The sequence below is a fragment of the Ensifer sp. ENS10 genome, assembly GCF_014852025.1.
Lineage (GTDB): Bacteria > Pseudomonadota > Alphaproteobacteria > Rhizobiales > Rhizobiaceae > Ensifer.
On record NZ_JACVAS010000010.1, the window covers coordinates 132,437 to 159,070 of the forward strand.

Below are 26,634 nucleotides of genomic sequence, written 5' to 3' on the forward strand. Positions count from 1 at the left end.
GCTATGCGTCTTGTCGTTTTCGGTGTCCGGTCAGTCGGGCCAGCGCAGCAGGCCGGCGAAGCGCCGGGCGTTGCGCTCGCTGAGCGAGGTGGCGATGATCTCGTTCGAGGCGCGCGCCTTGTCGAGTTCCTCGGCAAGGCGGCTTGCGACCACCTTCTCCTGGCCGGGGTGCAGGTTGCACGGGTCGAGATAGAAGTAATTGTGCTCGGCCTCGTGGTCCCGCACGATGATCGGCGGTGTGCCGCGGGCGAGCGCGTCGGCGAGATCCCAGGCGGTGATGTGGGCTTCCTGCGGGTCGATGTTGACGCGCAGGCGGTCGAGCGGGTTGTTGGTCGGATCGGCCTCGACCACCGGCTTGATGCCGGGGCGGCCGCTCAGCGTCTCGTGCCAGAGGTTCAGGTAACCGGTTTCACGCTCACGGATGCCGGCGTGGTCGCGCTTTTCCCAGGCTTCGAGTGCCGCCATCACGCCCAGCATGCTTTCCTTGCCGACCTTCATGCCGCGGCCGATGCCGAGGTTCTGCAGGAAGGTGTTGCGCACCAGGTCCTTTTTTCCGGCGACGATGCCCGAAGTCGGGCCACCCAGGAACTTGTGGCCGGAATAGAGCACGATGTCGGCGCCCTCATCGAGGAAGATGCGCAGATCATATTCCGAGGCCGCGTCGACGATGACCGGCACCCCCTTCGAATGGCAGACCTCGGCAAATTCCTTGAGCCCCAGGAGGCCGTATTGCACCACATGGTGCGAGACGACGTAGACGGCGCAGGCCGTACGCTCGTTGATCGCGCCCTCCAGATGGTAGCGATAGGCCGATGTCGCCTGGCCGACCAGCACCGGCTTGGCGCCGGCGATGCGGATTGCCTGGTCGACGGGCGCGCCGTAGCTCACCACATGGCCCATTTGGATGACGACCTCGTTCTTGAGGCCGCTGGTGTCGGGCAGGCGCTCGATCGCGGCAAGGTCGCTGCCGGTCATGGTTCCCGAGACGGCAAGGCTGATGCCGGCGGAGCAGGACGCCGTGACGAAGCCGGCTTCGGCACCCGTCAGCCGCGCGATCACGGGGCTCACCTTGCGCTGCAGGTCGTTGATCTCGACGAATTGCGGCAGTATGCCTGTCATCGCGGCGATCGCTTCCGGGACCACGATCGATGCGCCGAGCCCGGTCATCGTGCCGGAGACGTTGATAACGGGACGAAGTCCGAGAGCTTCGCGAATGTCACGGTCAGGCATAGTGGTCTCCATGTGATTTTTTGGCAGGCGATTTTCTGGCAGGCGAAACGGATAGACTATTCCGTTTTCGCGGAATATCTACCATAGTAATGAAGTATGGGTGAGGCCTTCCGCCATCTGTCGCGGCCGCCATCGAGGGCGCGGCAGCAGCGGGACCCGACACTTTCCCGGCAGTGCGCAATTCGAGCCGCGCAGGAGTTGAGCAGTGGACAAGACGATGACCGGCGTCGAGCCGAACGAGGACATAGAAACGACCGGCAAGCCGCGCCGTTCGCGCGTGAGCGGTATGGACCGCGCCTTGCAGGTGCTCGATTTCCTTTACGAGACGGGTTCCCCGAGCGGCGTCTACGCGATTGCCAAGGCAGTCGGCGCGCCGCTGTCGACGGCCTATGTGATTGTCGACGACATGGTCGAGAAGAACCTGCTCAGCCGCGATGCCGATGGGCTCGTCTGGCTTGGCGACCGGCTCTATCATTATGGCCTCGCCTATGCCCGTTCGCTCGATTTCCTCGGCGTTGCCACCCGCGAGATGCATGACCTTGGTCGGGAAGTGTCCGAAACGATCCAGCTTTGCGGTCGCGACGGCGACTACATGCAGGTGCTCGCCATGGCCGACGGTCCCGGCCATTTCCAGGTGACCTCGCGCGTCGGTACCCGTGTGCCGCTCAACTGGACGGCATCCGGTCGCCTGCTCGTCGGCCATCTGCCGGCCGACGAAAGGCTCGAGCTCTTCCGCCGCTGCGCCCGCACCTCGCCGACCGGCCGCGCCGACATCGATCCGGCGGCACTTTCCGATCAGGCCGGCAGCGCGCTTGCAGCAAGGCTGTCTATCCAGGCCGGCGAATCCGATTACGCGGTCGCCTGCGTCGCCGCTCCCATTCTCGACGACAAGGGCAATTGCGCCGCGACGATCTCCATCGTTCTGCCCGAGCAGAAGATCGTCGACGACCGGGCGTTCTACGCCGATCACGTCAGGGTATCCGCCGAGCGGATCGAGAAGATGATGGGCTGGCGCAGCCATTGATCCAACCTCCCGTCGTTAATCGTGCAGAGCGACGATCGCTTCGATCTCGACGGTGATGTTGCCGGGTAGCGACCCGAAACCCACCGCCGAGCGCGCATGGCTGCCGGCCTCGCCGAAGACATCCATCATCAGGTCCGAGCAGCCGTTGATGACGCGCGGGTGCTCGGCGAAATCCGGAACGGCATTGACCATGCCGAGGATCTTGACGATGCGCTTGACCCGCCCGAGGTCGCCCAGTGCATCGTGCATGACGGCAAGCAGGTTGATGCCGGTCAGCCGGGCGTGATCATAGGCGCTGTCGATATCGACATCGGCGCCCACCTTGCCGGCGTGCAGATGGCCATCGACTTCACGCGGGCCCTGGCCTGAGAGGTAGAGGATATTGCCTTCGCGCACATGCGTCACGAAATTGGCGATCGGCGGCGGCGCCGGCGGCAGGTTGATGCCGAGGGCCTGAAGCCGTTGATAGGGCGAGACGGCGGCAGGGCTGTCTTTTTTCTGATCCAGACTGTTCACGCGATGTCCTGTCATTTCTGTATTCTGTCGTCTCGAGTCAGCGGTAGCCGAAGCCATGGCTGTGATCGGGGCACTCGATATGCGGCGGCTGGTAGCGGTTGGCCGCGACCACCTCAGCGCCCATGACCGCGTAGCGTGGCTCGAAGAGGCGGTTGAGGTGCGCCTCCGCCCCAAGGGAATCGAAGACCCGCAGTTCCGAGTCGACGAGGTCGAAGAGGGTGAACTCGGCGCGGGCGCCGACGCTCAGGAGATTGTCCATCGGCAGGCGGATCACCGAGGCCGGCGCCTGGGTCACGGCCTCGACCACCTTTTCAAAGGGCATGCCGACGCTGAGCAGCTTCGACATGGTGGTGCCGAGATCCCAGACGGACTGGTTCATGCTGCGCAGATGTACGTCGGTGGAGATTGAGAAGGGCAGCAGTCCGCGGGCGATCGCGACTTCCGCGACGCGGAAGGAGAAGGAGGCGCCGCCATGGCCGATGTCGAGGCGGATGCCTTCGCCGGCGCAACGTTCTGCAAGCTCGAACAGGTCCTCGTCCTCGATGATGCTGGAGCCGGCCTTGCCGTTGAAGCAGTGGGTGACGATGTCGCCGGGGCCGAGGATCTCCAGCACCTCGTCATAGAGCGCCGGGGGTTCGCCGACATGCACCATCATGGGGACCTTCAGGATCTTGGCGATCTTCTTACCGAGCTTGACCGGCGTCACGCCCCAGGACCCGGTGATCATATGGCTGGCACGAACCTTCAGCCCGACGATGTGCTCGCGGTTTTCCTGGTAGCAGGCGATGATGCGGTCGATGTCGATCGAGCGGATGTCGGAGAGTTCACTGACGCGGTTGCAGGCGACAAGGCCGATCGAGCCGAGATTGAGAAACGCCTTGATGCGCTCGCGCGACGGCTCGATGATGTATTCGCGAAAGCCGTGGAAATTGGCTTCGCCGGCGGAACCCGCATCGACGATGGTGGTGACGCCGCGCTCCATGCCGCAAAGCTGCGGGCGCACGGAGATGTCGGTGCCGCCATGCCAGACATGGGCGTGCAGGTCGATCCAGCCGGGCGAGATCCAGGCGCCGTGACCCTCGACGCGACGCACGCTGCCGGATGCGTCCAGGTTCGGGCCGAGGGCCGAGATGCGGCCTCTGCCATCGACGAGTATATCGATCGTTTCGGCCGGCGCGTCCACGCCGAAGGCGACGGGTTTCACCTGCCGGATCAGGACCGGACCGGCGTCCTTGGTTGCGTTCGTCATGACTTACAGATCCTTTCTGAGGCGGGGGTCAAGCATGTCGCGCAGGCCGTCTCCGACCATCTGCAGCGACAGCACCGAAAGCACGATGGCGATGCCGGGGAAGAGCGTCACCCAGTCGGCCTGACCGATATATTGGCGACCCGAGGCGATCATGGTGCCCCAGGTGGGAATTTCCGGGCTGACGCCGACGCCGAGGAAGGAGAGGCCGGCCTCGGCCAGCATGGCATGGGCAAAGAGGAAGGTGCCCTGCACCAGCACCGGAGACAGAAGATTGCGCAGCACATGCCGCGTCATGATGTGCGGCGTCGAGATGCCGAGCGCGCGCGCCGCCTCGACGTAAGGAAGCTCGCGGATCACCAGCGTCGAGGCGCGCACCACGCGGGCGAGCCTCGGTGCATAGACGATGCTGAGCGCAATGATGACGGTGGTCAGCGATGGCCCAAGCGCGGCGACAAGCGCAATCGCAAGGAGGATGTCCGGGAAGGCCATCATCGCGTCGATGACGCGGGCGATCGGCGTGTCGAGCTTCGGGAAGAAACCGGCGAGCAACCCGAGCACGACGCCGATCACGGTCGCGAGCGTGACGACGGCAGCACCGACGAGGAGCGACAGCCGGCCGGCATAGATAGTGCGGGAGAAGACGTCGCGGCCGAATTCGTCGGTGCCGAAGAACCATTGCAGGCTCGGCGGCTGCAGCCGGTTGACGATCGACAGCTTGCCGGGCGCATAGGGCGCGATGAGCGGCGCGAAGACGGCGAGCAGCACGAAGACGGTCAGCACGATCAGGCCGAAGGCCACCGTCTTGCGCTTCAGCAGGCGGCGGACGAACTTGCGGCCCTCGCTCTCGGCGGGGACTGATACGGTGACGGTCATCAGTAGCGTACCCTTGGATCAACGAGGAGATAGAGCATGTCGATCGCGAAATTGATCAGCACGTAGAGGGCGGCGATCACCAGCAAGGCCCCCTGGATCACCGGATAGTCGCGGCGAAGCACGGCGGAGACGACGAGGTTGCCGACACCCGGCAGGCCGAAGACCGTCTCGGTGACGACGGCGCCGGAAATCAGCACGGCGGCGGTCAGGCCGATAATGGTGAGGATCGGGATCAACGCGTTCTTGAGAGCATGTTTCATCACCACCTTGCGCTCGCCAAGCCCTTTGGCTCGGGCGGTGCGGATGAAATCGTCGCCGAGCACATCGAGCATCGAAGCGCGGGTGAAGCGCAGGATCAGCGCGGAGGAAACGACGCCGAGCGCGATCGCCGGCAAGGTCAGGTGATACATGCGCTCGGTAAAGGAGGAGCCAGGCCCGCCATAGCCGGAAACCGGGAACCAGCCAAAGCGCACCGCAAACACCTGGATGAGAATCAGGCCGAGCCAGAAGCTCGGTATGCTGGCGGCGAGCATCGCAAGCGTGGTTGCCGCCTGGTCGACGAAGGAGCCGCGCTTATAGGCGGCGTAGATGCCGATCGGCAGCGCGATGGCGCAGGCGATCACGATCGAGAACAGCGTCAGGAAGAAGGTCGGCTCGGCGCGTTCGGCCAGCGCTGAGGTCACCGGCTGATTGAGGAAGATCGACTGCCCGAGGTCGCCCCGCAGCAACTGGCCGATATAATAGACATATTGCAGGCCGAGCGACTGGTCGAGGCCGAGCCGGGTGCGCAGCGCCGCAATGTCCTCCTGGGTCGCTTCCGGACCGAGCATCACGGCGGCCGGATCGCCCGGTGTCACGCGGACGATGACGAAAACGATTGTGACGACGATCGCCATGACGACGATCATGCCCATCAGCCGCTGGAAGATGTAGCGTAACATGGTGGCCTCGAACCTTTCCTGTGCGCCGCAACCGCCGGAGCGGGCAACGGCGCGCCCTTCCGGCGGGCGCCAGGCTTGTAGCCGGGCGCCCGCCGAAGTCCCTGGGAGGGTGGGAGCTTACTTCTTGATCGAAGCGTTCCAGAAATACGGCCATGGCGCCGGGGACACGCCTTCAAGCGTCTTCGACTTTGCCGAGAGCGCGTTGAAGTCGCCGATCTTGATGAAAGGCACTTCTTCGAAGATCACCTTCTGCACGTCGGCCCAGAGTGCTACGCGCTTGGCCGGATCGGATTCGGCGTTGAAGGCATCGACCGCCTTGGCGCGCGCCGGGGTATCCCAGTTGCCGGGCGCCTTGGTTGACATCATGCCGATCAGCGCCGGTTCCGGTAGGAAGGGGCTGTGGGTGATGTAGATGTCCCAGAGCGTTGGGTCGGCGCGGCGCTGCGTCAGTGTCGCCCAATCGACCACCTGCAGATCGACCGTGAAGCCGGCGAGCTTCAGATACTCGGCGGCGACCTGCGCCATCTTGTAGTGGAACTCGTACTGGCGGCTCGTCAGGATGCGCAGCGGTTCACCCTTGTAGCCGGCGGCCTTCAAGAGTTCGCCAGCCTTTTCCGGGTCGGCGATGTTGTAGGCGCCTTCGGTGCCGGCATCCGTCCGCCAGGTGAATTGCGACGGATAAAGTGCTGCATGGAGCGCATAGAAGTCGGTGCTGCCGAAGGCGGCGGCCATCATATCTTCCATGCTGAGCGAGGCGCGGATCGCCTTGCGCAGATCGAGGTTCTTGGTCATGCCGTTGCCGGAGTTCAAGACGAAGACCGGCCAGCCGAACGGCTGGAGCATGACGGGATCGGAGGCGCTCGAACCCTTCACGCGATCGAAGGATTCGACCGGCAGGGAGTCGACATAATCATACTGGCCGGAGACGGCCGCCTCGACGCGGGTGTTCGGGTCCGGAACCGGCACGAAACGGATTTCGTCGGCATACTGGTGGCGGGCGCCGCCATAGCCATTGGCCTCGCCTTCCGGCGACGTGTAGGCATCGTAGCGGGTCAGCTGGATATACTGGTCCGCCTTGCGCTCCTTCAACTGGTAGGGGCCGGTGCCGACGAAATCGGTCATCGGCTCGGCCTGCTTTTCCGAGGGAAGCACGATCGCCGCGGAGTTGTTGAAGGCGAGCAGCGAGACGAGCGGTGCGTAAGGGGTGTTGAGCGAGATCTTGACCGTCAGCGGGTCGACCGCCTCGATGCCGGCAATCGTGGTTGCCGTCTGCTTGCCGCGCGAGGCGACCTTCGTCCAGCGCTCGAGCGAGGCGACGACGTCCTTGCTGTCGAGATCGCTGCCATCATGGAACTTGACGTTCGCGCGCAGCTTGATCGTGTAGGTTTTGCCGTCGGCGCTGATCTCGGGCAGGCTGGCAGCAAGCAACGGCGTTGGCTTCCAGTCCTTGTCGAAGGTGTAGAGCGTCTCGAAGATGTGCTGCGAGATGATGCCGACGAGGTCGGCGGTCGATGCCATCGGGTCGAGCGTCGGGGGCTCCCCGACCGTCGCGACGTTGATGACGCCGCCCTTTTCCTGTGCAAAGGCAAGGGTTGCCGATGCCACGAGCGCGGTTCCGATAAGCAATGCAAGTTTGGTCGATTTCATATTTGTTCCTCCTCATATTCCATAGTTATGCTATGTCGTTCTTTATTTTGGAATATAAAAGTCCACGAAACCGGAAATGTCAACCGATCGTCGTCGTCACGTCACGCAGCTTTGCGGAAAAGTCCGTTGATGGGGGCGGGAAAGGCGCTCGGCGGAGACCGGCGTTGAGCCCCGCAATTGCGTTCTGCGCCGGTCGCTGGAGCTATCGCGATGGCTCGCGATTTGTTAGCTCAGAGTCCGGTTCGAAAATGGAGCGCGCAAAGTGAAGGTCATCGGCCTGATTGGCGGCATGAGCTGGGAGAGCTCGGCCGAGTACTACCGCATCATCAACGAGACGGTTCGCGGCCGCCTGGGTGGCGTGCATTCGGCAAAATCGCTGATGTGGTCGATGGATTTCGGCGAAATCGAACGGCTTCAGCATCATGGCGACTGGCCGGCGCTGACGGAGGAGATGATTGCGGCGGCGCGGCGCCTGGAAGCTGGCGGCGCCGATTTCCTGATGATCTGCACCAACACGATGCACAAGATGGCAGCCGACGTTTCGGCGGCCGTTTCCATTCCGCTGCTCCATATCGCTGACCCGACGGCGCAGAAGATCAAGGCCGCGGGCCTGAGCAAGGTCGGTCTGCTTGGAACCGCCTTCACGATGGAGCAGGATTTCTACAAGGGCAGGCTGAAGGACACCTTCGGTCTCGATGTTCTGGTGCCGGAGGCGGACGACCGCGCCAAGGTGCACGAGATCATCTATCGAGAACTCGTCGCCGGCATCGTCAAGGACAGCTCGCGCGACGCCTATCGCGCCGTCATCGCGCGCCTGGTCGATGCGGGGGCCGAGGCGATCATCATGGGCTGCACCGAGATCATGCTGTTGATTTCGCAGGCCGACAGCCCGGTTCCGGTGTTCGATACGACTGAAATTCATGCGCTGGCTGCGGTCGACCTCGCGCTCGAAGGCGCGTGAGACGCCTAATGGCCCGCTGAGCAGCCGCCGCGGCCGGTCGAGGATAGTCATCATCGACCGGTGCAAAGTGGCAACGGCCGGCTGGTCGCCGGCCGTGGTCGTGAGCTTTAGTGCAAGGTGAACTCTCGGGGCTCGCCCTGAAACAGGCTGATCAACGCGATACCTTGCTGCAACAGAAGTTCGGCCGCCGGCAGATCGCCAACGACCAGGTCGTCAGCACAGCTGATGATGATGTTGGCGAGGCTGATCGAATTCTCTGCAAACCGGTCATCGCCGATCTCGTAGGCCTTCTCGGCCGTTGCTTCGAGTGCGTCTGCGACGAGCGCCATCATGTCCGAGCGCTCGTGGAGCGTCATCTTGTCCAGTGTCTTGGCGTCAAGCGTCTTGGCAGAAGTCTGCATGATTACCTTCCCTATTGTTCAAGCCGGAATTGGCCGCGCCGGCCGGGGGCCGGGGGAAAAGTCTACGACTGGGATGGAGTGCTGAAGGGAGCCGGCGTCGAACGCGGCTTCATCATTAAGATCGTGAATAGCGGCGCGGGATGCAAGGAATGGCTACTATGCGCCCTGCGCATGGGTCGGCGGATCGAAAGTGAAGAGGTGCCTTCGAGACGCTCATATGGGTGGTGTTCGTCGGTTATGCCAGACTCTCGTCGACCGTCAGGCGATCGGCAGCGCATTCCCGGGCGAGAAAGTCGATCAAGGTGCGAACCGACGGCAGAAGCCCGCGCCTTGAGGGATTGCCTTGGCTGTTACGCGCGGCCCACGGCTTGCTGGGCGTCCTGCGCGCTCACGCGAGCGGCCGGCTTCAAACGGCCGGTCAAAAGCAGGCTGACGGCGAGGAAGGGTACGAGCACGCCGAGACCGAAGCGCATGTCGCTGTGCTCGGCGATCAGGCCGATAAGTGGTGGTCCGAGCAGGAAGCCGAGCAGAGCGATGAAGGACAGGATGGCGACGCTGGCTGCGGCCGGTCGGTCCTTCTGGTCGGCGGCCGCCGTGACGGCGAGCGGGAAGCCGACGGAGACCCCGAAGCCCATGGCGGCAAAGCCGAACAGCGCTGCCCAGGCGGCGGGGCTTGCAACGACCAGAAACAACCCGGCAATGCTGGCGATGCCACAGGCGCGCGCAACCGCCACCGGACCGTAACTCGCCTTCAGCCGGTCACCGGCAAAACGGCCGGCTGCCACCATGAAGGCGAAGATCGAATAGCCGAAGCCGGCGCTGGCGCTGGAGAGCCCGAAGACATCGCGCAGGAAAACGGCCGACCAGTCTGCCACAGCGCCCTCGGTCATGGTGATGCCGAAGACGAAGAAGCAGACGCCGAGAAGCGCAAAGCTCGGTAGCCGCCCCCTGGACGGCGCCGCCTCTGCAGCCGCGGCCTCGCCGGTTTGGAGGAGCGGCAGCTTTCTGGCGAAAAAGACGCTGATCGGCAGCATGACCGCGGCCGCCAGCGGCACTGCCCATTCCGGCGCGACGTGGAGCGCGGCGAAGCCGACGCCGATCAGGCTGCCGGTCATGATGCCGAGACTCCAGAAGCCGTGACAGGTGCTCATGATCAACTGTCCGGAGTGCTTCTCGATCGCATCTGCCTCGACGTTGAGGCCGAGCTCGAGGGTTGCCAGCGCCACACCGACGATGGCAAGAGCGACGAAGAGCACTTCGATGCTCGAGGCCCATGTCGGCAGCCAGACCAGCGCCAGGAAAACGACGAAGCCATAGAGGATCGTGGCGCGGCCGCCGATCCAGGCGACGAAACGTCCGGCGAAAGGCAGCGTCAGCAAAATGCCGACGGGCATGCCGAGAAGCGCGATCGCCAGTTCGGCCGGTCCAAGGCCGAGCTTCTGCTGCACATCGGGGATGCGCGGCAGCCAAGCGCCGAAGGCGATCGGCTGAAGGAAGAAGATCGGCATGATGAGCCGTTGATTGGTCATGCGCATTGGTCCCCAACAGGTATCGCATCGCACGATCAACCACGGCAGCGGCGGCCGGGGTGATGTGGTCTATGAAGCAATTCTGATATTCTGAAAATCGTTTTCAGAGCTTGTCGCGCACGACAGGGGCCGTCAAGGCTAGAAAAAGTTGCCAAGCCGGAAAGCTATGTCTTTTCGGTCGAATGGGCGGGAAGTGTTGCGGATGTGTCGCCACCAATTCCGCCATTGGTCTGGTCGCGATGAAAAAAATGTACACGCCGGGCAAGGAGGCGGGGTCTAACGCCTCCCGCGCCGTTGCGGGACTTTCGCTTCATCGCAGCAATTTCAGGGATCCCGTCAGCGATTTGACCCACTTGGTGGCACTGGCCAGTCCAATGCCGTCGATCGTTTCCTCCGAGAGATCACGCTCGGGGAATTGCGTTTCATAGTCCGCATAGCTGTGCAGAGAGCGCGCAAAAGCCGGAAACGGCACGATGATGCGGTCTTCCTCTTTCGGCAGCGCCTTCAGGAGCAACGCGCCGATCGTCCTGCTGTCGGCCTGCAGGATCGGGATGGGTCGGTTGGAACTGATGTCGATCGTATTTTGATTGCTGTCGGTAAGGTGCTGATTGCCGAGAACGGGCATGGCCGCGCCGATGCCGATGGAAATCGCCGCGATGGTGTTGGCGAGATGACCCGGCGGCAGCTCCGGATTGACGATAATGGCGAGGCGGATGTCCTGAAGCACGGTGGTTTATTCCTTCTCTGTTTCTCGACGGGGAGAATAGACCGGGCCTTGAGGTAAGTTCTTTCGGATGTTGCGGAGATTTACGAATATGGGGTAGTTTCTACCTGCATTGACAAAGCGTGAGGTAGGATGTGCCTACAATCTTGACGCCCGCCGATGTGAAGATTTTGACCGCGCTGCAGAATGACGGGCGCCTGAGCAACCAGGCGCTTTCGGAGGAAGTGGGCATGTCGACATCGCCCTGCTGGCGGCGCGTGCGCCAGCTTGAGGATGATGGCGTCATTCAGGGCTATATGGCTGTCCTGAACCGGAAGGAAATCGGCTTGGGAGTGCTCGCCTTCATCCGGGTGAAGATCGACAGCCATACCGAGGCGGAAGCCGATGCTTTCGCCGATGAAGTGATGAAGCTCGACAGCGTTGTCGCCTGCTACAGCATAGCCGGTGATGCGGACTTCCTTCTGCAGGTCGTTTCATCCGACCTCGATTCCTATTCGGATTTCGCCATGAAAGTGGTGCGACGGCTGCCCTGCATCAAGGAAATGCAGACGACCTTCGTGCTGAAGGAGATCAAGGCGTTCAACGGACTCCCGCTGCGCGCAACGATCGGTCAACGCTGAGCGGCGTTCCGCTGTCAGGAGGCGGACGCCATCAACGGATCTTCCTTCACTGCCTCGACAAGAAAATCGAGAACGGTTCGCACACGCAGCGGCATGTTCCGGCGCGACGGATAGACGACGCTGATCGGCAGACGCGCTGGCGGAAAGTCCGGCATCAGGTTCACCAGCCTGCCAGCTTCGATGTCGGGGCAGGCGAGGATGTGCGACAGGATCGCCAGGCCGCTTCCCGCAAGCACCGCACGGTGCACGGCCACCGCATTGTTGGCGACGAGACGCGGTGCAATGCGCACGAAGATGTCGTCGGAACCATCGGAAAAGGTCCAGGAGCGTCCGTCACCGGCACGACTGTAGCAGATGCACTCGTGGCCCCCGATCTCGTCAGGCGTTTTCGGTGTGCTCCTTCCGTCCAAATAGCCGGGTGCTGCAACGAGGAAGGCGGTCGTCCAGCCGATGCGCCGGCACATCAGGCTATTGTCCGTCACAGGCCCGAGGCGCACTTCGAGATCAATGCCTTCGCCGACCAGATCCGACGACTCTTCACGGAAGATCAACTCGACCGACAGGCCGGGATGCCGCTCGAGAAAGCCGGCGAGCCGATCGCTGACATAAAGGCCGAGGGGTGCGGGCAGGGTGAGCCGGACTCGACCGGAGACCGAGGCAGTCTCGGCACACGAGGCTTCGTTCAGGGCGTCGACCGCTTCCACCACCCGGAGCGCCATCGGGATCATGTGCTCGCCCTCGGCGGTAAGCGCCAATGCGCTCGTCGTCCGGTGAAGAAGGCGCGTGTTCAGGTGCTCCTCGAGAGCCGATACCTGCCGCGAGACCGCCGGCTGCGTCAGGTTGAGATCGAGTGCGGCGGCGGAAAACGAGCCCGTCTCCGCCACGCGCAGGAAGGCTCTCAGCGCTGAGACAATATCCATCCGGTCCCTCAAACGTTTCGGCATAAGCCTTATGCGCCGAGTGTATGACCATCGCGCTTTACTGTCCAGTAATTACGGATATCTTGTATCCATAAGGATAGATAATATCCTTAATTACGGAGCGAACCCATGACACAGCGCCTGAACTACGCACAGCATTCCCCCGAGTTCTTCAAGAAGATCTCCGACCTCAGCCTCAGCCTGAGGGACAGCGTCATCGAACAGAAGATCCACGACCTCGTGAACATAAGGGCCTCGCAGATCAATGGCTGCGCCTTCTGCGTTGACATGCATGTGAAGGAGGCAAAGATTCACGGCGAGAGCGAACTGCGTCTCTACCACGTCGCGATCTGGCGTGAATCGAACCTCTTCATCCCGCGCGAACGCGCAGCGCTTGCCTGGGCCGAGGCGGTTACGAAACTGCCCGAAGGCGGCATTCCGGACGAACTTTACGAGCGTGTACGCGGCCAGCTTTCGGAGAAGGAGATCTCCGATCTCACCTTCTCCATCATGGTCATCAATGCCTGGAACCGCGTCAGTGTCGCCTTCAAGGCCGTGCCCGGTTCGGCCGACAAGCTCTATGGCCTCGACAAGGCCGGACTGAACTAAACCCTGTTCCTGAGTGATCGAACAACGCGGCCAGCCGCCGCAACGATTGGAGGATCCCATGAAAATCGTCATTATCGGCGGAACGGGCCTGATCGGCTCCAAGACGGTCGAACGCCTGCGCAAGCAAGGCCATGAGGTGGTTGCCGCCTCTCCGAATACGGGCGTCAACACCATCACCGGCGAAGGTCTCGCCGAGGCGCTTTCCGGTTGCGAGGTGGTCATCGACCTCGCCAACTCGCCCTCCTTCGAGGACAAGGCGGTGCTCGAGTTCTTCGAGACCTCCGGCCGCAACCTGCTTGCGGCGGAAAAGGCTGCCGGCGTCAAACACCATATCGCGCTTTCGGTCGTCGGGACCGAGCGTCTGCAGGAAAGCGGCTATTTCCGCGGCAAGCTCGCCCAGGAAAAACTGATCAAGGCCGGCGGTATCCCCTATACGATCGTGCATTCGACCCAGTTCATGGAGTTTTTGGGCGGCATCGCCCAATCCGGGACTGTCGGCGACACCGTGCACCTCTCGCCGGCCTATGTGCAGCCGATCGCGTCCGATGACGTCGCCGATGCCATGGCCGCGGTCGCGCTTGCCGCCCCGGTCAACGGCACGATCGAGATTGCCGGACCGGAGCGCTCACGCCTCAGCGATCTCGTCGCCCGCTACCTCAAGGCAAGCGGCGACAACCGCAAGGTCGAGGCCGATCGGGAGGCTCGCTACTTCGGCGCGCTGCTGCAAGACGGCTCGCTGGTCTCCGACAACAATCCCCGCCTCGGCCGGATCACCTTCGAAGAATGGTTCGCCACGGCTCCTCGCAAGTGACCACATACGGGTGCGCCGGCGGCGCACCTCCAGCCCCCTGAAAGGACTTCCGACATGATCAAGTCTCTCATCGCCGCCACTGCGGTCGCCACCGCATTGTTCGGCACGGCCGCTGCGGGCGATGCTGCCAAAGTCACCCTGGTCTATGAGCACGAGTTGCCGAACGCGCCGGGCAAGAGCATCAAGGGCGTTCTGGTGGAATATGGGCCCGGCGGCTCTTCGGAGGCGCACACCCATCCGAGCACCGCCTTCATCTATGCGACGGTGCTGGAAGGCTCGATCCGAAGCCAGGTCAACGATGGACCGGTCAAGGTCTACAAGGCCGGCGAGAACTTTTCGGAAATGCCCGGCGACCGTCACGGCGTCAGCGCCAACGGCAGCGAGACAGAGCCCGCCAAGCTGCTCGCGGTCTTCGTCGTCGATACCGCCGAAAAGGAACTGACCTATCCGATGAAGTGATCCCTGCAGGACCGGCCGCACAAGCGCCCGGTCCTGCAATTTGTCTGCAATCGTTGGAGCCCAAGATGTTCGCCGACCAATTACCGTTGCCGCTCGTGCTGATCAATCTTCTTGGCATCACCGGCATCGTTGTCTGGCATGTGCAGGGGCGCCGTCGCCCGCTCGCCAGGCTGATTGTCCAGATCCTCTTCTTCTGCGTGATGACGGCGGTTCTCCTCCTTTCCGGCATCATGCCGCATCGGAGCGACGATCAGCATCTTCAGGGAGCGCTCGCCTTTCTGGCGACGTCGGCACGGGTGCTGTGGTGGACGCACCTCGCCTGGTCGCTTATCGGCTTCGTGCGTCTCTACATCGTCCTTGAAAGGCGGCCGCAGGAGGCCCGCCTGCTGCAGGACCTCATCGTCGCCATTGTCTATCTCGGCGTGGCACTGTCGATACTGGGCTTCGTCTTCCGGGCGCCGATCGGCACGCTGGTTGCGACCTCCGGGGTGGTTGCCATCATCTTCGGTCTCGCGCTTCAAAATACGCTCGGCGACGTGTTCTCGGGTATCGCGCTGACGCTGGGGCGGCCCTTTGCCATCGGCGACTGGATAGTGCTTGGCGACGGCACCGAAGGCCGTGTCATCGAGAACAACTGGCGTTCCACGTTTCTGCTCACCGGAGCGCACAATGTCGTCGTGCTGCCGAACAGCGCGCTCGCCAAGGTCGGGCTCACCAATCTCAGCCGTCCGGACGAGACCCATCAGATCGCTTTGTCGATCCGTCTTGCCGCGGATCATCCGCCACGCCGGATCGAAGAAACGATGCAGAGAGCTCTGCAAGGGTGCGGCCTGATCGTGCGCGAGCCGCCGCCGGTCGTCGCCCTCAAGGCGATCGACGCCGTGGCCGTCGAGGTCGAACTGCAGTTTCGCGTCAAGAACCCGGCTGAGCGGACGCCGGCACGCAACGAGGTGATCGACCGCGTTCATGAACAATGCCGTCTAGAGGGTCTCTCGCTTGCGCCGCCGCCTCAGGCCTATTTCTACGTGCCGCCTGCCGGCACAGACGCCGGTTTTCGCTCAGCCGGCGCGCTCTAGAACCCACGCGAAACTCCGTTTCAAGAGATCCGAGGGAATTTCCTGCGAGAGGATCTCGATCAGGTCGGATAGGCGCACGCTGCGCAGCTTGTCGCGCCAGGCTTCGTCGGCCTCCCACATGATGCGCGCCACCGCGCACGGCGTCTCTTCGCAGTAGCCGGGTGCGCGACAGGGATTGTTGGCCCTGATATTGGTGCAGACGAAGGTTCTCGATCTGCCTTCGACCGCCTCGACGATTTCGAGAAAGGTCAGCTCGGCCGGCGCTTTTGCCAGCCGGTATCCGCCCGATGGACCGAGGGTCGTGTGGACGAGACCGGCCTGCGAAAGGCTCTGCAGCGCCTTCGACAGATACTCCTTGGGCAGCCCGTGAAATTCCGCCAGCGCCTTGGTTGAGAGGTAGCGGCCTTCAGGCAGGCCGGCGAGAATGGCACAACAGTGCAACGCCCATTCGACTTGGCTTTTGAGGATCATGTCTTCGTCCGGCGGATGCCAAGGTGCATATTAAGGATAACAAATATCCCTATTTTTCTGCTGTGTAAACAGTGTCAAACCGATGCGGCCGGTCCCGTCTTCATGGTGCGGCACGCACGACGCGGAAAATCAGGAGAGGTTCGGCGATCTCGGCGCTGAGCCGCCCCTTGAGGATTTCAGCGAAAACAGCGCCGCCGCTGGAGTGCCGCCGGTGGCAGGCCCGGCGGACGAAAGCGCGCAGGCCGAGCCAGATCATCGCGAGCGCCAGTACCGCAAGCGCATTACCGAGCGAAATGGTGACAAAGTTGTAGCCATCACCGCGCAGCGTCAGCAGGACGAAGCCGACCGCGCCGATGGAGAAGGCCGAGGACCACAGAAGCAGTTCGAGGCTCTTGCGCTCCTGTCGCCAGGCAAGGCCGAAGAAAACGGCGAAGACCACCAGCGTCGCGAACGAACTGAGCATGATCGTCGGGGTATGCAGGATGTCCACCGTCGTCTCCTGATGTTGGTGCGGAACCTTGCCCGACAACCGTAAAGCTTTCGCAAATGGCTGCGCTTTCGACCTGCGCTTGATGTCGAGCAGCCCGTAAGCGGCGGCCACCGAGGCAGGAAACGGGTTGAATTCGTCGCCCTCCGGCACGATTTTGATAGTAGAGACACAGGGAGGCTATACGGATGGGGCAGGCAGGACATCGCTATTTCATCTTCGAGACTGCGGCCGGCTTCTGCGGCATCGCCTGGAACGATGTGGGCATCACGCGATTCCAACTGCCGACCCGGGCGGCAGAGGCAACCCAGCGGCTGCTGTTGCGGCGTCTGTCGGCCGCCGAGGCTTCCCAGCCGACACCCGAAATCCGGGAGGCAGTGGAGGCCGTCCAACGCTACTTTGATGGCAAGGAGGTCGATTTCTCCGGCTTTGCGGTCGATCTGGAAGGGCAGGATGAGCTTTTCCAGCGCATCTATGCTGCGACCCGCCAGCTGCGCTGGGGGCAGACGACCACGTATGGCGCGCTGGCAAAGGAACTGGGCGCAGGCCCGGAAGCCGCGCGCGACGTTGGTCAGGCGATGGCCAAGAACCCGGTGTCCCTGATCATCCCCTGTCACCGGGTACTTGCCGCCGGCGGCAAGATCGGTGGGTTCTCGGCGCCTGGCGGTTCCACCACCAAGACCCGCATGCTGGAGCTGGAAGGCATACATCTGGGGCAAGCGCCCGAACCGACGCAACAGTCCTTCGGTTTTTAAAGATATCGACAATCGTCAGGCCGACCGGACACTCAAAGCGCTTTTGCTCAAACAATTGTGCGCGGCCCGCGTGCGCAAGCGCGTGAATATTGACTGAGGGTTGCGCGTTGCTACCTTCTTTCCGAGAGGTTCTCAGGCTCGCTGCTCAATATATGTTACAAGCTTTATCGGCGCTTCGAGAAATATATAGTATTTTCAATCTGTTGCTGATGCAGCCCGATCGGATTAATTCTGATTTTCTCATGACAGACTATCAGAACGGAAATATTTTAGGCACCGCAACTTGTCGCGAACGAATCCTGGGGGTGACGCATGTCCATCAGTTCAGGAACGCCGTGCCGCAAGGACCGTACGCCGACCGGGATTGTGATAGAACACCAGACGCTCGTGCGCAGCGTCATCGTTGCCGTTCTCGAATACGAACTCTCCGGTTGGAATTTTATCGATATGGTCTCGACCGACAGCCTGGACCAGGCGCTCGGGTACGATGTGCGTTTAATCGTGCTGGACCTGAGCGCTCGAAACGACGGCGGGTGCAACTTGCATGATGAGCTTGCGGAAATCCGCAAGCGCTTTCCGGACGTGCCGGTTGCGGTGCTCTCGGACACGGACGACAGGACGACCGCTGCCGATGTCCTCAAGCTTGGAGTTCGCGGCTTCTTCACGACGTCCTTGCGGATCGAGCTTGCGCTTGCCGGCTTGCGGCTGGTCCTTGCCGGCGGCATCTTCTGTCCAGACCCGCTTGCCGCGCTCACCGAATGCGCGGCTGCCGCTCGTCATATCGAAAGGGTGCCGATCAGCGCTTATCGAAGCGAGTTTGCGCTCGCCGACTTCACGCCGCGCGAGGCGGACGTGCTCGCGGAATTGCGATGCGGCTCTTCGAACAAAGTGATCGCTGGAAAGCTCAATCTTTCCGACCATACGGTGAAAATGCATCTGCAGCACATCATGCGCAAATTGCAGGTGCAGAACCGCACCGAGGTCGTCGCCTTGCTTGCAGACCGGGGAACCGCCGGCAACGGTCATGGCGTCGCCACCAACGGCAGCAGCATCGTCAACGTGATGTCTTTTCGAGCATCTCGCTGAGCGTTGCGGCCGTCAGCATGGCTTCGGCCAATAGCCTCTTGAGCTTCTGATTTTCCAGTTCGAGCGCCTTTACGCGCTCCGCATCGAAATTGGGGCCCCTGCTTTGCAGCGATTGCCAGCGATAGAAAGTCGGCTGGCTGATGCCATGCCGGTGGCAGACATCGGCTACGGTCGCACCGTACTGATGCTCCTTGAGGATCTCCAGGACTTCGTCGTCATTGAACTTACGTTTGCCCATCGCAGCTGTCCTTCCGGGAACCGACTGGCACATATGATCGCGGGGCCGGATAACAGAGCCCATGTGGTACGCCCACGGCGTTCCGCGCGGCACGCCTCAGTTCTCGCGAAATGCGGTGTTGAAACTGTCAAGCAACGGACGCAGCGCGTAAAGCGCCACGCTGCTCGTACCGGTCTCTATCATGGCCCGCACCGGCATGCCCGGTACCATCTCCACGCCCGGCATATGGCCTAGCCGCTCATCGGTAACGCGGATTGTTGCCGCGTAGTAGGTGTGGCCGGTTTGCCGGTCGACCAGATGGTCGGCGGACACATAGGCGACCGTGCCCTTCAGCAGCGGTACCCGCCGCTGGTTGTAAGGAATGAGATGAACCTGTGCCTCGAGCCCGGCATGGACCTGGGCGATATCTTCCGGCTTCACCCGCGCCGCGACGACCAGTGCGCCGGCGTCCGGCACGAGGTCGGCCAACGGCTCTCCAGCGCCGATGACGCCGCCTGTCGTGTGGACACGTAGATCCATGATCACTCCGTCGTCGGGCGCTCTGATCTCGGTTCTCGCCAATTGATCATCGATGGCGTTCAAACGCTCACGCAGCTGCGCCAGCTGGTTTTCCGTATCGCGCAGTGTGAGCGCGACTTCATTCAGCCGGTCGCTGCGCAGCTTGACGATATAGGACTGTGACTCGCTGATAACCTGGTGGGCGCGGGATATGCGCGCGGAGACTTCGCCGATCTGACCGCCGATGTCGGCCCTTTCCCGCGCCAGGATGAGAACCCGGCTCTTTCGTTCGAGACCCTTCGCGGTGAGCGCCGAAACCGTCTCAAGCTCCTGGCGCGAAATGGCACTCCTCTCCATCAGGGACGCCTTCTGGGCGCTCAGTCCGGCGACTTCCTCCAGCACTTCCTTGATCTTCTGCTGCGTGATCACGATGTCGGACTGCATCACCTGGCGACGGGCATCGAATATATTCTGCTGACCGTCGAGAATGTCGTGGATCACCCGGTAGTTGCCGGCTTGCTCCACGAGATCGGGGGGAAAGGCGACCTGATCCCAGCCGTTCTGCTCAGCGGTGAGCCGCGCCTGTCGCGCCTCCGCATCCCAAAGTTGGCCGCGAAGGCTGTCCCGTTCCGAACGCGGCTTCGTATCGTCGAGCTTGATCAGCACCTGGCCGGCGGACACGGCATCGCCGTTGCGCACAAGGATCCGCCTGACGATTCCGCCTTCGAGATGCTGGATGGTCTTGCGGTTCGCCTCGGTTTCAACGACGCCGGACGCGATCGCGGCGCTGCTGAGCGGTGCGAGAACCGACCAGATGCCCAGGCCGAAAACAAAGACGCCGATCAGCAGGTTTCCCGTCCAGGCGACATGCCGCAGCCGCGACATCGGTGAGGCTTCGGCAAGCGTCACCGGAAGGCGGGTGGAGACCGCTGTGGAGGGCTGGGGCCCGGCTATCCCATTGGCGTCGCAGGCATAGCCTACAATTTCAGGGCCGCGTCGGGTCAGGTCGGATTTGATGAGCTCCATCGTTCTCGCGCCTCCCTTCTCACGTGCCCGCTCGGGCCGGTGGCTGCAGATAGGTATCGAAGACCCAGTCGCTGTCGCCGAAGGCTTCGATCGTGCCATTGCGCATGATCGCGATCTTGTTGGTCACCGGGAGAATGCCCATGCGGTGCGTGATGATGATGATCATCATCCCCATGGCGCGCATGCGGGCGATTGCTGCAAACAATCGGCGTTCGCCGTCGTAATCCAGACTGGAATTGGGATCGTCGAGGACGACGAGGGCGGGATTGCCGTAAACCGCGCGCGCCAGTCCCAGCTGCTGGCGTTGGGCCCGAAGCAGGGTCGCGCCGCCATCGCCGACATCCGTCTCGTAGCCCTGAGGCAGTTGCATGATCGCATCGTGCAGCCCGACAAGCTTTGCCGCTTCGATGACCTTGCCGACGTCGGTTCCGTCGAGCCGGCCGACGACGTCCTTCACCGCGCCGCCGAAGAGTTCGATGTCCTGCGGCAGGTAGCCGACATGACGCATGCCGCCGCCGAGCCGGAGGGTGGCAATATCGACGCCGCCGAGCAGGGCGCTGCCGCAGGTCGTCGGCTGAACGCCCGCTATGATGCGGCCAAGCGTCGACTTTCCGGAACCGGATGGACCGATCAGCGCAAGACAATCGCCCGGCGCCAGCCGCAAAGTAACGGCATTCAGTATCTGACGGTTGCCCGAAGGAAGCATGTAACCGACGCGGTCGAGCACGAGCCCGCCCGCTTCGGGCATCGGTATCGTGCGTGCGCTCTCCTGCGACGCGATCGATATCAACATCGCGTTGATGCGATTGAATGCGGCATGGGCGAAGGCCACGGCGCGCCACCCGCCGATCGCGCCCTCGATCGGGGCAAGCCCGCGACCGAGAAGCAGGCTGGAGACGAAGATGATGCCGGGGTTTCCGCTTTCCTCCAGGACGAGCCAGGCTGCGGATCCCATCATCAGGATCTGCGCCAGCATGCGCACCGATTTCGAGAGCCCGAGAATGGTTTCGGTGCGCTTCATCGCATCGTCTTGCGCCTGTCGTGCGGTCTCGGCGTCGCGATAGACGAGTTGGGCGGCGCCATTCTGCATGTTCATCGCGCGGATGACCTGGATATACCGCAACGCCGTCGCGAAACGCATGTGGCTGCGGGAGAGCGCCAGGTTCGCTTTCATTAACGGCTGCCGGGTCGCGAATTCCGTCGCGATGGCGAGCAGCAGCAAGGTGAGCGCGGTGAATAGCCCGATGGTTCCGAGCAACGGATGGACTAGGAACAGAAGCAGCAGGAAGATCGGCGCCCAGGGAACGTCGAAAAGCAGCGAGCTGGCCGGGGCGTCGAGGAACTGGCGCAGGATCGATAGGTCGCGGTAGCAATCGTTGGCGAGGTTCGTTTCGGTGCGGGCGCCATATTCGAAGCAGGCCGTCAGCACGACGGGCCGCAAGCGGTGATCGAGCCAGCTGCCGATCCGCGACAGCGCGGCGCGGCGAACGATATCCAGGATCGAGCCGACCAACACCGCTGCCGCGATGATGAGCGTCAGCATCAACAGCGTGTCGGCGCTGCGGCTCGACAGGACGCGATCGTAGATCTGCAACAGGTAGATGGAAGGCGCCAGCAGGAACAGGTTGTAGGCGCAGCTATAGAGGAAGACCAGCAGGAACGCTCCCGTGCAGGCCTTGAGAGCCAGGACCAGATGGGTTGGAGAGTGCTGCGCCCCTGTCGGATTCGTCGTCATTATCGGATCTCGATCGGATCGGCATGATCGATGCTGATGCGGTCGGCTTGGCTGCTTCAGGCTTCTTTTGCTCGGGCTCGATCCGTGGCCAAATGCAACTCAAAGGTCCCGTAGCGTTCTTGCACGCCGCGACACAGGTGAAAGGAGGATCGCCGGCCATGGCCGGCGATCCTTGTCGAGCGACTCAGATACCGATGTCGCTGATGTTGCCTAATGTGTTGTCGAAATTGTCGAGAACGTTCGAGACCGCCGTGGTGGTAGTCGTCGTGGTGGTTTCCGAGATCGGGTTCGAATGAACCAGAGCGGCGGAAATATCGCCACCGAGCGCCGTTGCGCCGCTGCCGCCAGCCCCGCCCATGCCCGAGATGATCGTCGCACCTTGGTCGGCGAGCAGGGTCGTGGTTTGCGTAGCGGTGGTGTTAGCACCTACCGTTGCCGTGTTGCCGCCGCTGGTGTTGCTCTGGTCGCCACTCGAGGTCGGATTGCCGCCTGCGCCGCCTGCACCGCTGTTGGTAAGCGAAGCAAGGACGGCGATCGGTACCTGGATGAAGCCACCGCCATCAGCGCTGCCGGTGCCCCAGGCCGCAGCCTGGCCGACGTCATCGCCGTTGTCGACGGTGGGGACTGAGCCGACGACGGTCTGCGTCGGGGCAACCGTGACAACTGGGGTGTAGTTGATATCGCCGTTGTTGGTGCCGTCGCCGCCGTTGCCGGCGCTCGCGTCGCCCGCGACGGGATTGGTGAAGTTGATCGTGTCGGTGGTTAGTTGCGAGATAGGCATAGCGTCGCTCCTCTACTTGTTGCCCCGTAGTCTTGGACGGTTCGATGCCACAGCACACCGCCGCAGCGGGGGACAGCGCGAAGATATGGTGCGCGTGATCATCGGGGGGAACCAGCCGGACATTCGGGGACGTTCCTTTGGGTAGGGTCCGCCCGCGCTTCAGGCTTCGGCCGGCGTCAAGCGCTCCGGCGGCGCGCGGTTTCAAGTATATTGGCCGTGGGTGATGGTGGCAGAACGCCATGTCTCCGTGGCGCCAGAGCCGCTTGTTGGGCTTGATCTGGAATGCGGCGGGTCAGCCGTGCAGGACGTCGTCGATCAGCGCGGCATTGGTCTCGGCGATGTTGCCTTCGCCGCCCGCTCCCCCGATGCCGCCGATCTGCAGTGTATGCTGGTCGACGAGCAGGTGGTTGAGCTGGTCCGCCTCGGCGGTGCCGCCGGCGGGCACGGCGATGTTGAGCGGGTGGAAGTAGCCGATGTTGACGTCGACTGCGCTGCCGTTCGAATAGCCGTCACCGCCGCCGCCGGCGACCCCGCTTCCGGTGAAGATCGTGTCCGATGAGAGGTTGAAACCACCGCCCTTGCCGCCGATGCCGGCGATCTGCACGCCGCCCTGGTCGAAGATCACGTTGTTCGACTGCGTGGCGTGGGCATCGCCGCCGGCCGCGCCGACAGCAATGTTGATGGGCGAGAACACAGCGACGTTCACGTCGACCATGCTGCCGATGAAAGTGCCGTCACCACCATGGCCCGCGTAGGCGTCGCCATTGAAAATGAACGTCGCGCCCTGCGGCTGGGCCGGCGCGGTATTGCCGGCAACGTTATGATCCCCGCCGGAGCCGCCAACACCGCCGATCTGGGTGGCGCCTTGAAGGAAGGCGGCATTGTTTGTTTGTCCGGCCGTGGAGGTCGAACCCTGACCGGCCGCGACAGCCAGGTTCAAAGGCGCAAACACCGCGGTGTCGGTGCTGACGAGGCCGCCAAAAAAGCTGCCGTCGCCGCCACCGCCGGCCACGCTGCCGCCGCCGTGGCCGCCGGCAACATTACCATTCCCGCCTTCACCGCCGATGCCCGCCATCTCGGTGACGTGCTGATTCATCAGTGCGGTATTGCCTTGGTGCGCATCGGCGTCCGTGTGCGAGCCGGCGATTGCCGCGTTCGACGGTGTGAACATTGCCAGCGTGTTGCTGCCGATCGTACCCAGGCTTGTGCCGTCGCCGCCGCTTCCGGCGGAGTTCTGCGCCGGCGCTATGTCGAGTGGAAGCCACGTCGGGACCAGTGCGAGATGTCCGCCGGCAACTGTGCTCTGATTGGAGTTCGCGTTCGGTGCCTCTTCCGACAAAAGACGAGTTTCCGCCATCGCCATCACTCCCATAGACTTCATCCCTCGCAGCACGATCATGCGACGTGTACGAGCGCGCATCGCGAGCTATTTTGAAGGCGGTTGCGGCAAAAGGTGAGCCTGCAATTCGGCTACGTCCGTTCGGGGAGGTCATTAGCCAATCGGCTATCGTGGCCAGGCACCCCGAGTGGTAATGCAAGGCTCACTTCGGCAGTGTCGCGCGCATTTGGCGCGGCGACTGGCCGAAGGTCTTGGCAAATGTCCTGGAGAAATGCCCCGCGCTTTCGAAGCCGACTTCGAGGGCGATCTCGATGAGCGAGGCATCGGTCTGGGCGAGAAGGTGCTTGGCGCGTTCCAGCCGGAATTTCCTGTAGACGTGCGCGGGCGACATCTTGGCTTTTTCCATGAACAGGCGCTCGAGTTGCCTGCGTGACAGACCGACGGAGGCCGCCAGCTCAGGGATCGAGAGCGTGTTCTCGGTATTCTGCTCCATGATGATAAGCGCAGCGTTGAGGCGGGGGTCGTTGCTCTCGATCGCGAGCGGCTTCCTCGGCTGGACATGAAGATGCGAGCGGGCCTTGTCGATCTGCAGGACCTCCAGCGCATTGCGCTCCGCCTCCCTGCTGATGTGGAGGCGCACGATGTGGGCGGCCATGTCGGCCGCGCTGCTGCCGCCGGCGCAAGAGCCGCGGGTGCGGTCGAGATTGAAGAGGCGGTCCGAGCGCACCTTCAAGTCCGGGAAGCGTTCGCGGAACGCCTGATAGTGGAGCCAGCTGACGCAAACGACGTGCCCCGCCATGAGCCCGGCTTCCGCCAGGATGAAGGTGCCGGTGCACAGGCCGATCAACGGCACTTTCTTCGCGGCTGCCTTCTTCAGGAAAGCGATCGTCTCGTTGTCGATCGGGTGCTCGTTCTTGAGCAGGCCGCCGACCATCACGATGTAGTCGAACTGGCCGGGATCGACGAGGTCAGACGTGGGCGCCACCTGTACCCCGCAACTGGATGCGATCAGATGGCGGGTGTTGCCAAGCACCTGCCAATCGGCACGCACGCGGCCCGATTTATCGAGCTCGTCGCTCGCCAGCCGAAGCGTGTCGATGAAGAGAGCGAAGGCCGAGAGTGTGAACGACCGGGCGAGCACGAAACCTATCTTGAGGCGATTGGCTGCAGCATCGTTGGATTTCGTGTTCATCGTCATTGCGAACCCACTTTAAACTCGTCATGCCCATTGGTTGGCGCGCAGGTCACTTGTCGCGGCCCGACGGTCGTCGCGCGACTTTGCAAGCGCCGATAACAGGAACCGCAAGCTTCCGGTTCCGCCGACCCTGGTCCCGATCCGTTATCCTATCTGAAATCTGCGTGCTAGGGGATCACAATCATCCACGAAGATCAGCCGGCGCCCGATGCGCTCTACTCTTTCAGTTCCCTGCTGGCCGTTGCTCATCGCGGGATGAAGCAGACCTGCAACGGGCACCATGTCGCATGACGACAGCCTGCGATCAGAATGGTCTAGAGTTGTAATATTAGAACAAAAAAAGTTTGACATTTCAATCGAAAGAATAGTTATAAAGATAACAACAAATCGTTTGGATCTATCAGATGCTCGCCATTGTCGCTGATGACCTGACCGGCGCACTGGATGCCGCGGCGCCGTTTGCTGCGAGGGGCTTCCATGTCGAAGTCGCATTGGCGATCGAAGCGATCGGCGATGCTCTGGGGGCAGGTCCGGACGTGCTCTCGATCAATCTCGGCTCGCGCGAACTGAGCGCCGAAAGTGCCAGGCAACGTGCCGCAGCCGCTCTCGGCGCGCTCCCTTCCAGTTGGCGGATCTTCAAGAAGATCGACTCTCGTCTGAAAGGCAACATTGCCGCCGAACTCGATGCGATGTTCTTCCATTCTGCCTTAGTGGCGCCGGCCATTCCTGCCTTTGGCCGGGTGGTGACATCCGGCCGCGTTCAAGGCTTTGGGGTGGATGCGCCCATTTCCGTTGCCGAGAGGCTCGGCCGGCATGCGGCAAGAGCCTTGATCCCGGATGCATCCACCGAGGCCGAAATGCGCGCTCTGCTCGAAGAGGCGGAGCGAAGCGGCACCGATCTGCTGATCGGAGCGCGTGGCCTGGCCGAAGCGCTTGCCGAGCGGATGAGTGACGGAGAGGAAGCAAGCGCTGCCGAAATGTCGGGTGGCCCGGCCTTGTTCGTTATCGGGTCCCGCGACCCGATTACCCTTGCCCAGATCGACGCGCTTCGCAGTGTCCTTGCTCTTTCCTACCTGCCGGCGCCGAATGGGCGGCTTGTCGGGTCAAGCGACGCTGGCGGCGCGATCACCCTCGTTCAGGCGGTGCCGGGCGAAGGGGAGGTGACGCCGGAGGCGGTTTCCGAGGCGCTTGCTGAAAGCGTTTGTCAGGGCCTTGTCGAAGCGGCAGGAACGCTGCTTCTGTCCGGTGGCGCCACCGCAGAGGCGGTTCTGAAGAAAATGGGCGTTCAGCGCTTTCGCCTGCTTGGTGAGTGCCTGCCGGGCCTGGGCTTGGCTGAGGTCGATGGACGTTGCATCATCGCCAAGTCCGGCGGATTCGGCGTGCCGGACACGCTGAAGGAAATCGCGGAGGCTGTCCTCCGCAAGATGGGATGA

28 protein-coding genes are annotated in these 26,634 nt (G+C 62.6%); 10 read left to right on the forward strand and 18 right to left on the reverse strand.

The window, feature by feature from the left end; genetic code table 11:
• Positions 1–30: 30 nt before the first annotated feature.
• Positions 31–1,230 (reverse strand): aminotransferase class V-fold PLP-dependent enzyme, encoded by a 1,200-nt coding sequence (locus IB265_RS28305; protein ID WP_057255300.1) that lies wholly within the window; start codon positions 1,228–1,230, stop codon positions 31–33.
• 217 nt (positions 1,231–1,447) lie between these two features.
• Between IB265_RS28305 and IB265_RS28310 the strand changes: the two genes are divergently transcribed.
• Entirely contained in the window at positions 1,448–2,254 is an 807-nt protein-coding gene (locus tag IB265_RS28310) for an IclR family transcriptional regulator (RefSeq protein ID WP_057255544.1), read from the forward strand.
• Between the two features lie 15 nt (positions 2,255–2,269).
• Here the strand turns inward: IB265_RS28310 and IB265_RS28315 are convergent, their stop codons facing one another.
• From IB265_RS28315 to IB265_RS28335, 5 genes are all read right to left on the reverse strand, one after another.
• Entirely contained in the window at positions 2,270–2,761 is a 492-nt protein-coding gene (locus IB265_RS28315; protein ID WP_244495747.1) for a RidA family protein, read from the reverse strand.
• Positions 2,762–2,807: 46 nt separating this feature from the next.
• Positions 2,808–4,019 carry an amidohydrolase/deacetylase family metallohydrolase gene (locus IB265_RS28320; protein ID WP_057255302.1) on the reverse strand — a complete coding sequence of 404 codons (1,212 nt, stop codon included), beginning with the start codon at positions 4,017–4,019 and terminating at the stop codon, positions 2,808–2,810.
• Between the two features lie 3 nt (positions 4,020–4,022).
• Positions 4,023–4,892: an ABC transporter permease gene (locus IB265_RS28325; RefSeq protein WP_057255303.1), complete on the reverse strand. Its 870-nt coding sequence runs from the start codon at positions 4,890–4,892 to the stop codon at positions 4,023–4,025.
• Positions 4,892–5,833, reverse strand: a complete 942-nt coding sequence (locus IB265_RS28330) for an ABC transporter permease (protein WP_057255304.1) — start codon at positions 5,831–5,833, stop codon at positions 4,892–4,894. The genes IB265_RS28325 and IB265_RS28330 overlap by 1 nt, the downstream gene beginning before the upstream one ends.
• A 117-nt stretch (positions 5,834–5,950) precedes the next feature.
• Positions 5,951–7,480: an ABC transporter substrate-binding protein gene (locus IB265_RS28335; RefSeq protein ID WP_057255305.1), complete on the reverse strand. Its 1,530-nt coding sequence runs from the start codon at positions 7,478–7,480 to the stop codon at positions 5,951–5,953.
• Positions 7,481–7,742: 262 nt separating this feature from the next.
• Between IB265_RS28335 and IB265_RS28340 the strand changes: the two genes are divergently transcribed.
• Positions 7,743–8,441, forward strand: a complete 699-nt coding sequence (locus IB265_RS28340; protein ID WP_057255306.1) for an aspartate/glutamate racemase family protein — start codon at positions 7,743–7,745, stop codon at positions 8,439–8,441.
• Positions 8,442–8,548: 107 nt separating this feature from the next.
• Here the strand turns inward: IB265_RS28340 and IB265_RS28345 are convergent, their stop codons facing one another.
• From IB265_RS28345 to IB265_RS28355, 3 genes are all read right to left on the reverse strand, one after another.
• Complete coding sequence (locus IB265_RS28345) at positions 8,549–8,842, reverse strand: hypothetical protein (protein WP_057255307.1); 294 nt, start codon at positions 8,840–8,842, stop codon at positions 8,549–8,551.
• A 350-nt stretch (positions 8,843–9,192) separates the two neighbouring features.
• On the reverse strand, positions 9,193–10,371 hold the full coding sequence (locus IB265_RS28350) for an MFS transporter (RefSeq protein WP_113132569.1): 1,179 nt from the start codon (positions 10,369–10,371) through the stop codon (positions 9,193–9,195).
• Positions 10,372–10,681: 310 nt separating this feature from the next.
• On the reverse strand, positions 10,682–11,098 hold the full coding sequence (locus tag IB265_RS28355) for a DUF2000 domain-containing protein (RefSeq protein ID WP_113132570.1): 417 nt from the start codon (positions 11,096–11,098) through the stop codon (positions 10,682–10,684).
• 143 nt (positions 11,099–11,241) lie between these two features.
• Here IB265_RS28355 and IB265_RS28360 point away from each other — a divergent pair, with 143 nt between their 5' ends.
• Positions 11,242–11,715 (forward strand): Lrp/AsnC family transcriptional regulator, encoded by a 474-nt coding sequence (locus IB265_RS28360; protein WP_210334613.1) that lies wholly within the window; start codon positions 11,242–11,244, stop codon positions 11,713–11,715.
• Between the two features lie 14 nt (positions 11,716–11,729).
• On the opposite strand, the gene IB265_RS28365 is transcribed toward IB265_RS28360, so the two are convergent.
• Positions 11,730–12,635: a LysR family transcriptional regulator gene (locus tag IB265_RS28365; protein ID WP_113132571.1), complete on the reverse strand. Its 906-nt coding sequence runs from the start codon at positions 12,633–12,635 to the stop codon at positions 11,730–11,732.
• A gap of 129 nt (positions 12,636–12,764) precedes the next feature.
• Between IB265_RS28365 and IB265_RS28370 the strand changes: the two genes are divergently transcribed.
• The 4 genes from IB265_RS28370 to IB265_RS28385 all read left to right on the forward strand — a co-directional run bounded on the left by IB265_RS28370 (position 12,765) and on the right by IB265_RS28385 (position 15,590).
• The gene (locus IB265_RS28370) at positions 12,765–13,244 is read left to right on the forward strand and encodes a carboxymuconolactone decarboxylase family protein (RefSeq protein ID WP_113132572.1); all 480 of its coding nucleotides are present in this window, start codon (positions 12,765–12,767) and stop codon (positions 13,242–13,244) included.
• 58 nt (positions 13,245–13,302) lie between these two features.
• Positions 13,303–14,055, forward strand: a complete 753-nt coding sequence (locus IB265_RS28375) for an SDR family oxidoreductase (RefSeq protein ID WP_057255313.1) — start codon at positions 13,303–13,305, stop codon at positions 14,053–14,055.
• Positions 14,056–14,109: 54 nt separating this feature from the next.
• Positions 14,110–14,514 (forward strand): cupin domain-containing protein, encoded by a 405-nt coding sequence (locus IB265_RS28380; RefSeq protein WP_057255314.1) that lies wholly within the window; start codon positions 14,110–14,112, stop codon positions 14,512–14,514.
• A gap of 65 nt (positions 14,515–14,579) precedes the next feature.
• Entirely contained in the window at positions 14,580–15,590 is a 1,011-nt protein-coding gene (locus IB265_RS28385) for a mechanosensitive ion channel family protein (protein ID WP_057255315.1), read from the forward strand.
• Here the strand turns inward: IB265_RS28385 and IB265_RS28390 are convergent.
• On the reverse strand, positions 15,573–16,061 hold the full coding sequence (locus IB265_RS28390; RefSeq protein ID WP_057255316.1) for an Rrf2 family transcriptional regulator: 489 nt from the start codon (positions 16,059–16,061) through the stop codon (positions 15,573–15,575). The two genes, IB265_RS28385 and IB265_RS28390, sit on opposite strands and share 18 nt — an antisense overlap.
• Before the next feature lie 100 nt (positions 16,062–16,161).
• Entirely contained in the window at positions 16,162–16,701 is a 540-nt protein-coding gene (locus IB265_RS28395; RefSeq protein WP_113132574.1) for a hypothetical protein, read from the reverse strand.
• 35 nt (positions 16,702–16,736) lie between these two features.
• On the opposite strand from IB265_RS28395, the gene IB265_RS28400 reads away from it, so the two are divergent.
• Both IB265_RS28400 and IB265_RS28405 read left to right on the forward strand, forming a co-directional pair.
• Entirely contained in the window at positions 16,737–17,303 is a 567-nt protein-coding gene (locus IB265_RS28400) for a methylated-DNA--[protein]-cysteine S-methyltransferase (protein ID WP_057255318.1), read from the forward strand.
• A 312-nt stretch (positions 17,304–17,615) separates the two neighbouring features.
• Entirely contained in the window at positions 17,616–18,389 is a 774-nt protein-coding gene (locus tag IB265_RS28405; protein ID WP_057255319.1) for a LuxR C-terminal-related transcriptional regulator, read from the forward strand.
• Here IB265_RS28405 and IB265_RS28410 read toward each other — a convergent pair.
• The 6 genes from IB265_RS28410 to IB265_RS28435 all read right to left on the reverse strand — a co-directional run bounded on the left by IB265_RS28410 (position 18,358) and on the right by IB265_RS28435 (position 25,198).
• Positions 18,358–18,627 (reverse strand): transposase, encoded by a 270-nt coding sequence (locus IB265_RS28410; protein ID WP_057255320.1) that lies wholly within the window; start codon positions 18,625–18,627, stop codon positions 18,358–18,360. The two genes, IB265_RS28405 and IB265_RS28410, sit on opposite strands and share 32 nt — an antisense overlap.
• A 96-nt stretch (positions 18,628–18,723) precedes the next feature.
• Positions 18,724–20,151, reverse strand: a complete 1,428-nt coding sequence (locus IB265_RS28415; RefSeq protein WP_112996464.1) for an HlyD family type I secretion periplasmic adaptor subunit — start codon at positions 20,149–20,151, stop codon at positions 18,724–18,726.
• A gap of 19 nt (positions 20,152–20,170) precedes the next feature.
• A complete protein-coding gene (locus IB265_RS28420; protein ID WP_113132575.1) occupies positions 20,171–21,886 on the reverse strand; it encodes a type I secretion system permease/ATPase in 1,716 nt (571 codons plus the stop codon).
• 184 nt (positions 21,887–22,070) lie between these two features.
• Positions 22,071–22,667 (reverse strand): hypothetical protein, encoded by a 597-nt coding sequence (locus tag IB265_RS28425; protein WP_057255323.1) that lies wholly within the window; start codon positions 22,665–22,667, stop codon positions 22,071–22,073.
• 292 nt (positions 22,668–22,959) lie between these two features.
• Positions 22,960–24,024, reverse strand: a complete 1,065-nt coding sequence (locus IB265_RS28430) for a hypothetical protein (RefSeq protein WP_057255545.1) — start codon at positions 24,022–24,024, stop codon at positions 22,960–22,962.
• 184 nt (positions 24,025–24,208) lie between these two features.
• The gene (locus tag IB265_RS28435) at positions 24,209–25,198 is read right to left on the reverse strand and encodes a GlxA family transcriptional regulator (protein ID WP_057255546.1); all 990 of its coding nucleotides are present in this window, start codon (positions 25,196–25,198) and stop codon (positions 24,209–24,211) included.
• 407 nt (positions 25,199–25,605) lie between these two features.
• On the opposite strand from IB265_RS28435, the gene IB265_RS28440 reads away from it, so the two are divergent.
• Positions 25,606–26,634, forward strand: a complete 1,029-nt coding sequence (locus IB265_RS28440) for a four-carbon acid sugar kinase family protein (protein WP_057255324.1) — start codon at positions 25,606–25,608, stop codon at positions 26,632–26,634.

Excerpts from the sequence above, each read along its gene's own strand:
- IB265_RS28405 (WP_057255319.1), top strand. The coding sequence starts at position 17,616 with ATGTCCATCAGTTCAGGAACGCCGTGCCGCAAGGACCGTACGCCGACC.
- IB265_RS28440 (WP_057255324.1), top strand. The coding sequence starts at position 25,606 with ATGCTCGCCATTGTCGCTGATGACCTGACCGGCGCACTGGATGCCGCG.
- IB265_RS28380 (WP_057255314.1), top strand. The coding sequence starts at position 14,110 with ATGATCAAGTCTCTCATCGCCGCCACTGCGGTCGCCACCGCATTGTTC.
- IB265_RS28350 (WP_113132569.1), bottom strand. The coding sequence starts at position 10,371 with ATGACCAATCAACGGCTCATCATGCCGATCTTCTTCCTTCAGCCGATC.
- IB265_RS28400 (WP_057255318.1), top strand. The coding sequence starts at position 16,737 with ATGGGGCAGGCAGGACATCGCTATTTCATCTTCGAGACTGCGGCCGGC.
- IB265_RS28415 (WP_112996464.1), bottom strand. The coding sequence starts at position 20,151 with ATGGAGCTCATCAAATCCGACCTGACCCGACGCGGCCCTGAAATTGTA.
- IB265_RS28430 (WP_057255545.1), bottom strand. The coding sequence starts at position 24,024 with ATGGCGGAAACTCGTCTTTTGTCGGAAGAGGCACCGAACGCGAACTCC.
- IB265_RS28325 (WP_057255303.1), bottom strand. The coding sequence starts at position 4,892 with ATGACCGTCACCGTATCAGTCCCCGCCGAGAGCGAGGGCCGCAAGTTC.
- IB265_RS28410 (WP_057255320.1), bottom strand. The coding sequence starts at position 18,627 with ATGGGCAAACGTAAGTTCAATGACGACGAAGTCCTGGAGATCCTCAAG.
- IB265_RS28420 (WP_113132575.1), bottom strand. The coding sequence starts at position 21,886 with ATGACGACGAATCCGACAGGGGCGCAGCACTCTCCAACCCATCTGGTC.
- IB265_RS28365 (WP_113132571.1), bottom strand. The coding sequence starts at position 12,635 with ATGGATATTGTCTCAGCGCTGAGAGCCTTCCTGCGCGTGGCGGAGACG.
- IB265_RS28385 (WP_057255315.1), top strand. The coding sequence starts at position 14,580 with ATGTTCGCCGACCAATTACCGTTGCCGCTCGTGCTGATCAATCTTCTT.
- IB265_RS28335 (WP_057255305.1), bottom strand. The coding sequence starts at position 7,480 with ATGAAATCGACCAAACTTGCATTGCTTATCGGAACCGCGCTCGTGGCA.
- IB265_RS28390 (WP_057255316.1), bottom strand. The coding sequence starts at position 16,061 with ATGATCCTCAAAAGCCAAGTCGAATGGGCGTTGCACTGTTGTGCCATT.
- IB265_RS28375 (WP_057255313.1), top strand. The coding sequence starts at position 13,303 with ATGAAAATCGTCATTATCGGCGGAACGGGCCTGATCGGCTCCAAGACG.
- IB265_RS28345 (WP_057255307.1), bottom strand. The coding sequence starts at position 8,842 with ATGCAGACTTCTGCCAAGACGCTTGACGCCAAGACACTGGACAAGATG.
- IB265_RS28370 (WP_113132572.1), top strand. The coding sequence starts at position 12,765 with ATGACACAGCGCCTGAACTACGCACAGCATTCCCCCGAGTTCTTCAAG.
- IB265_RS28435 (WP_057255546.1), bottom strand. The coding sequence starts at position 25,198 with ATGAACACGAAATCCAACGATGCTGCAGCCAATCGCCTCAAGATAGGT.
- IB265_RS28320 (WP_057255302.1), bottom strand. The coding sequence starts at position 4,019 with ATGACGAACGCAACCAAGGACGCCGGTCCGGTCCTGATCCGGCAGGTG.
- IB265_RS28425 (WP_057255323.1), bottom strand. The coding sequence starts at position 22,667 with ATGCCTATCTCGCAACTAACCACCGACACGATCAACTTCACCAATCCC.
- IB265_RS28305 (WP_057255300.1), bottom strand. The coding sequence starts at position 1,230 with ATGCCTGACCGTGACATTCGCGAAGCTCTCGGACTTCGTCCCGTTATC.
- IB265_RS28310 (WP_057255544.1), top strand. The coding sequence starts at position 1,448 with ATGACCGGCGTCGAGCCGAACGAGGACATAGAAACGACCGGCAAGCCG.
- IB265_RS28330 (WP_057255304.1), bottom strand. The coding sequence starts at position 5,833 with ATGTTACGCTACATCTTCCAGCGGCTGATGGGCATGATCGTCGTCATG.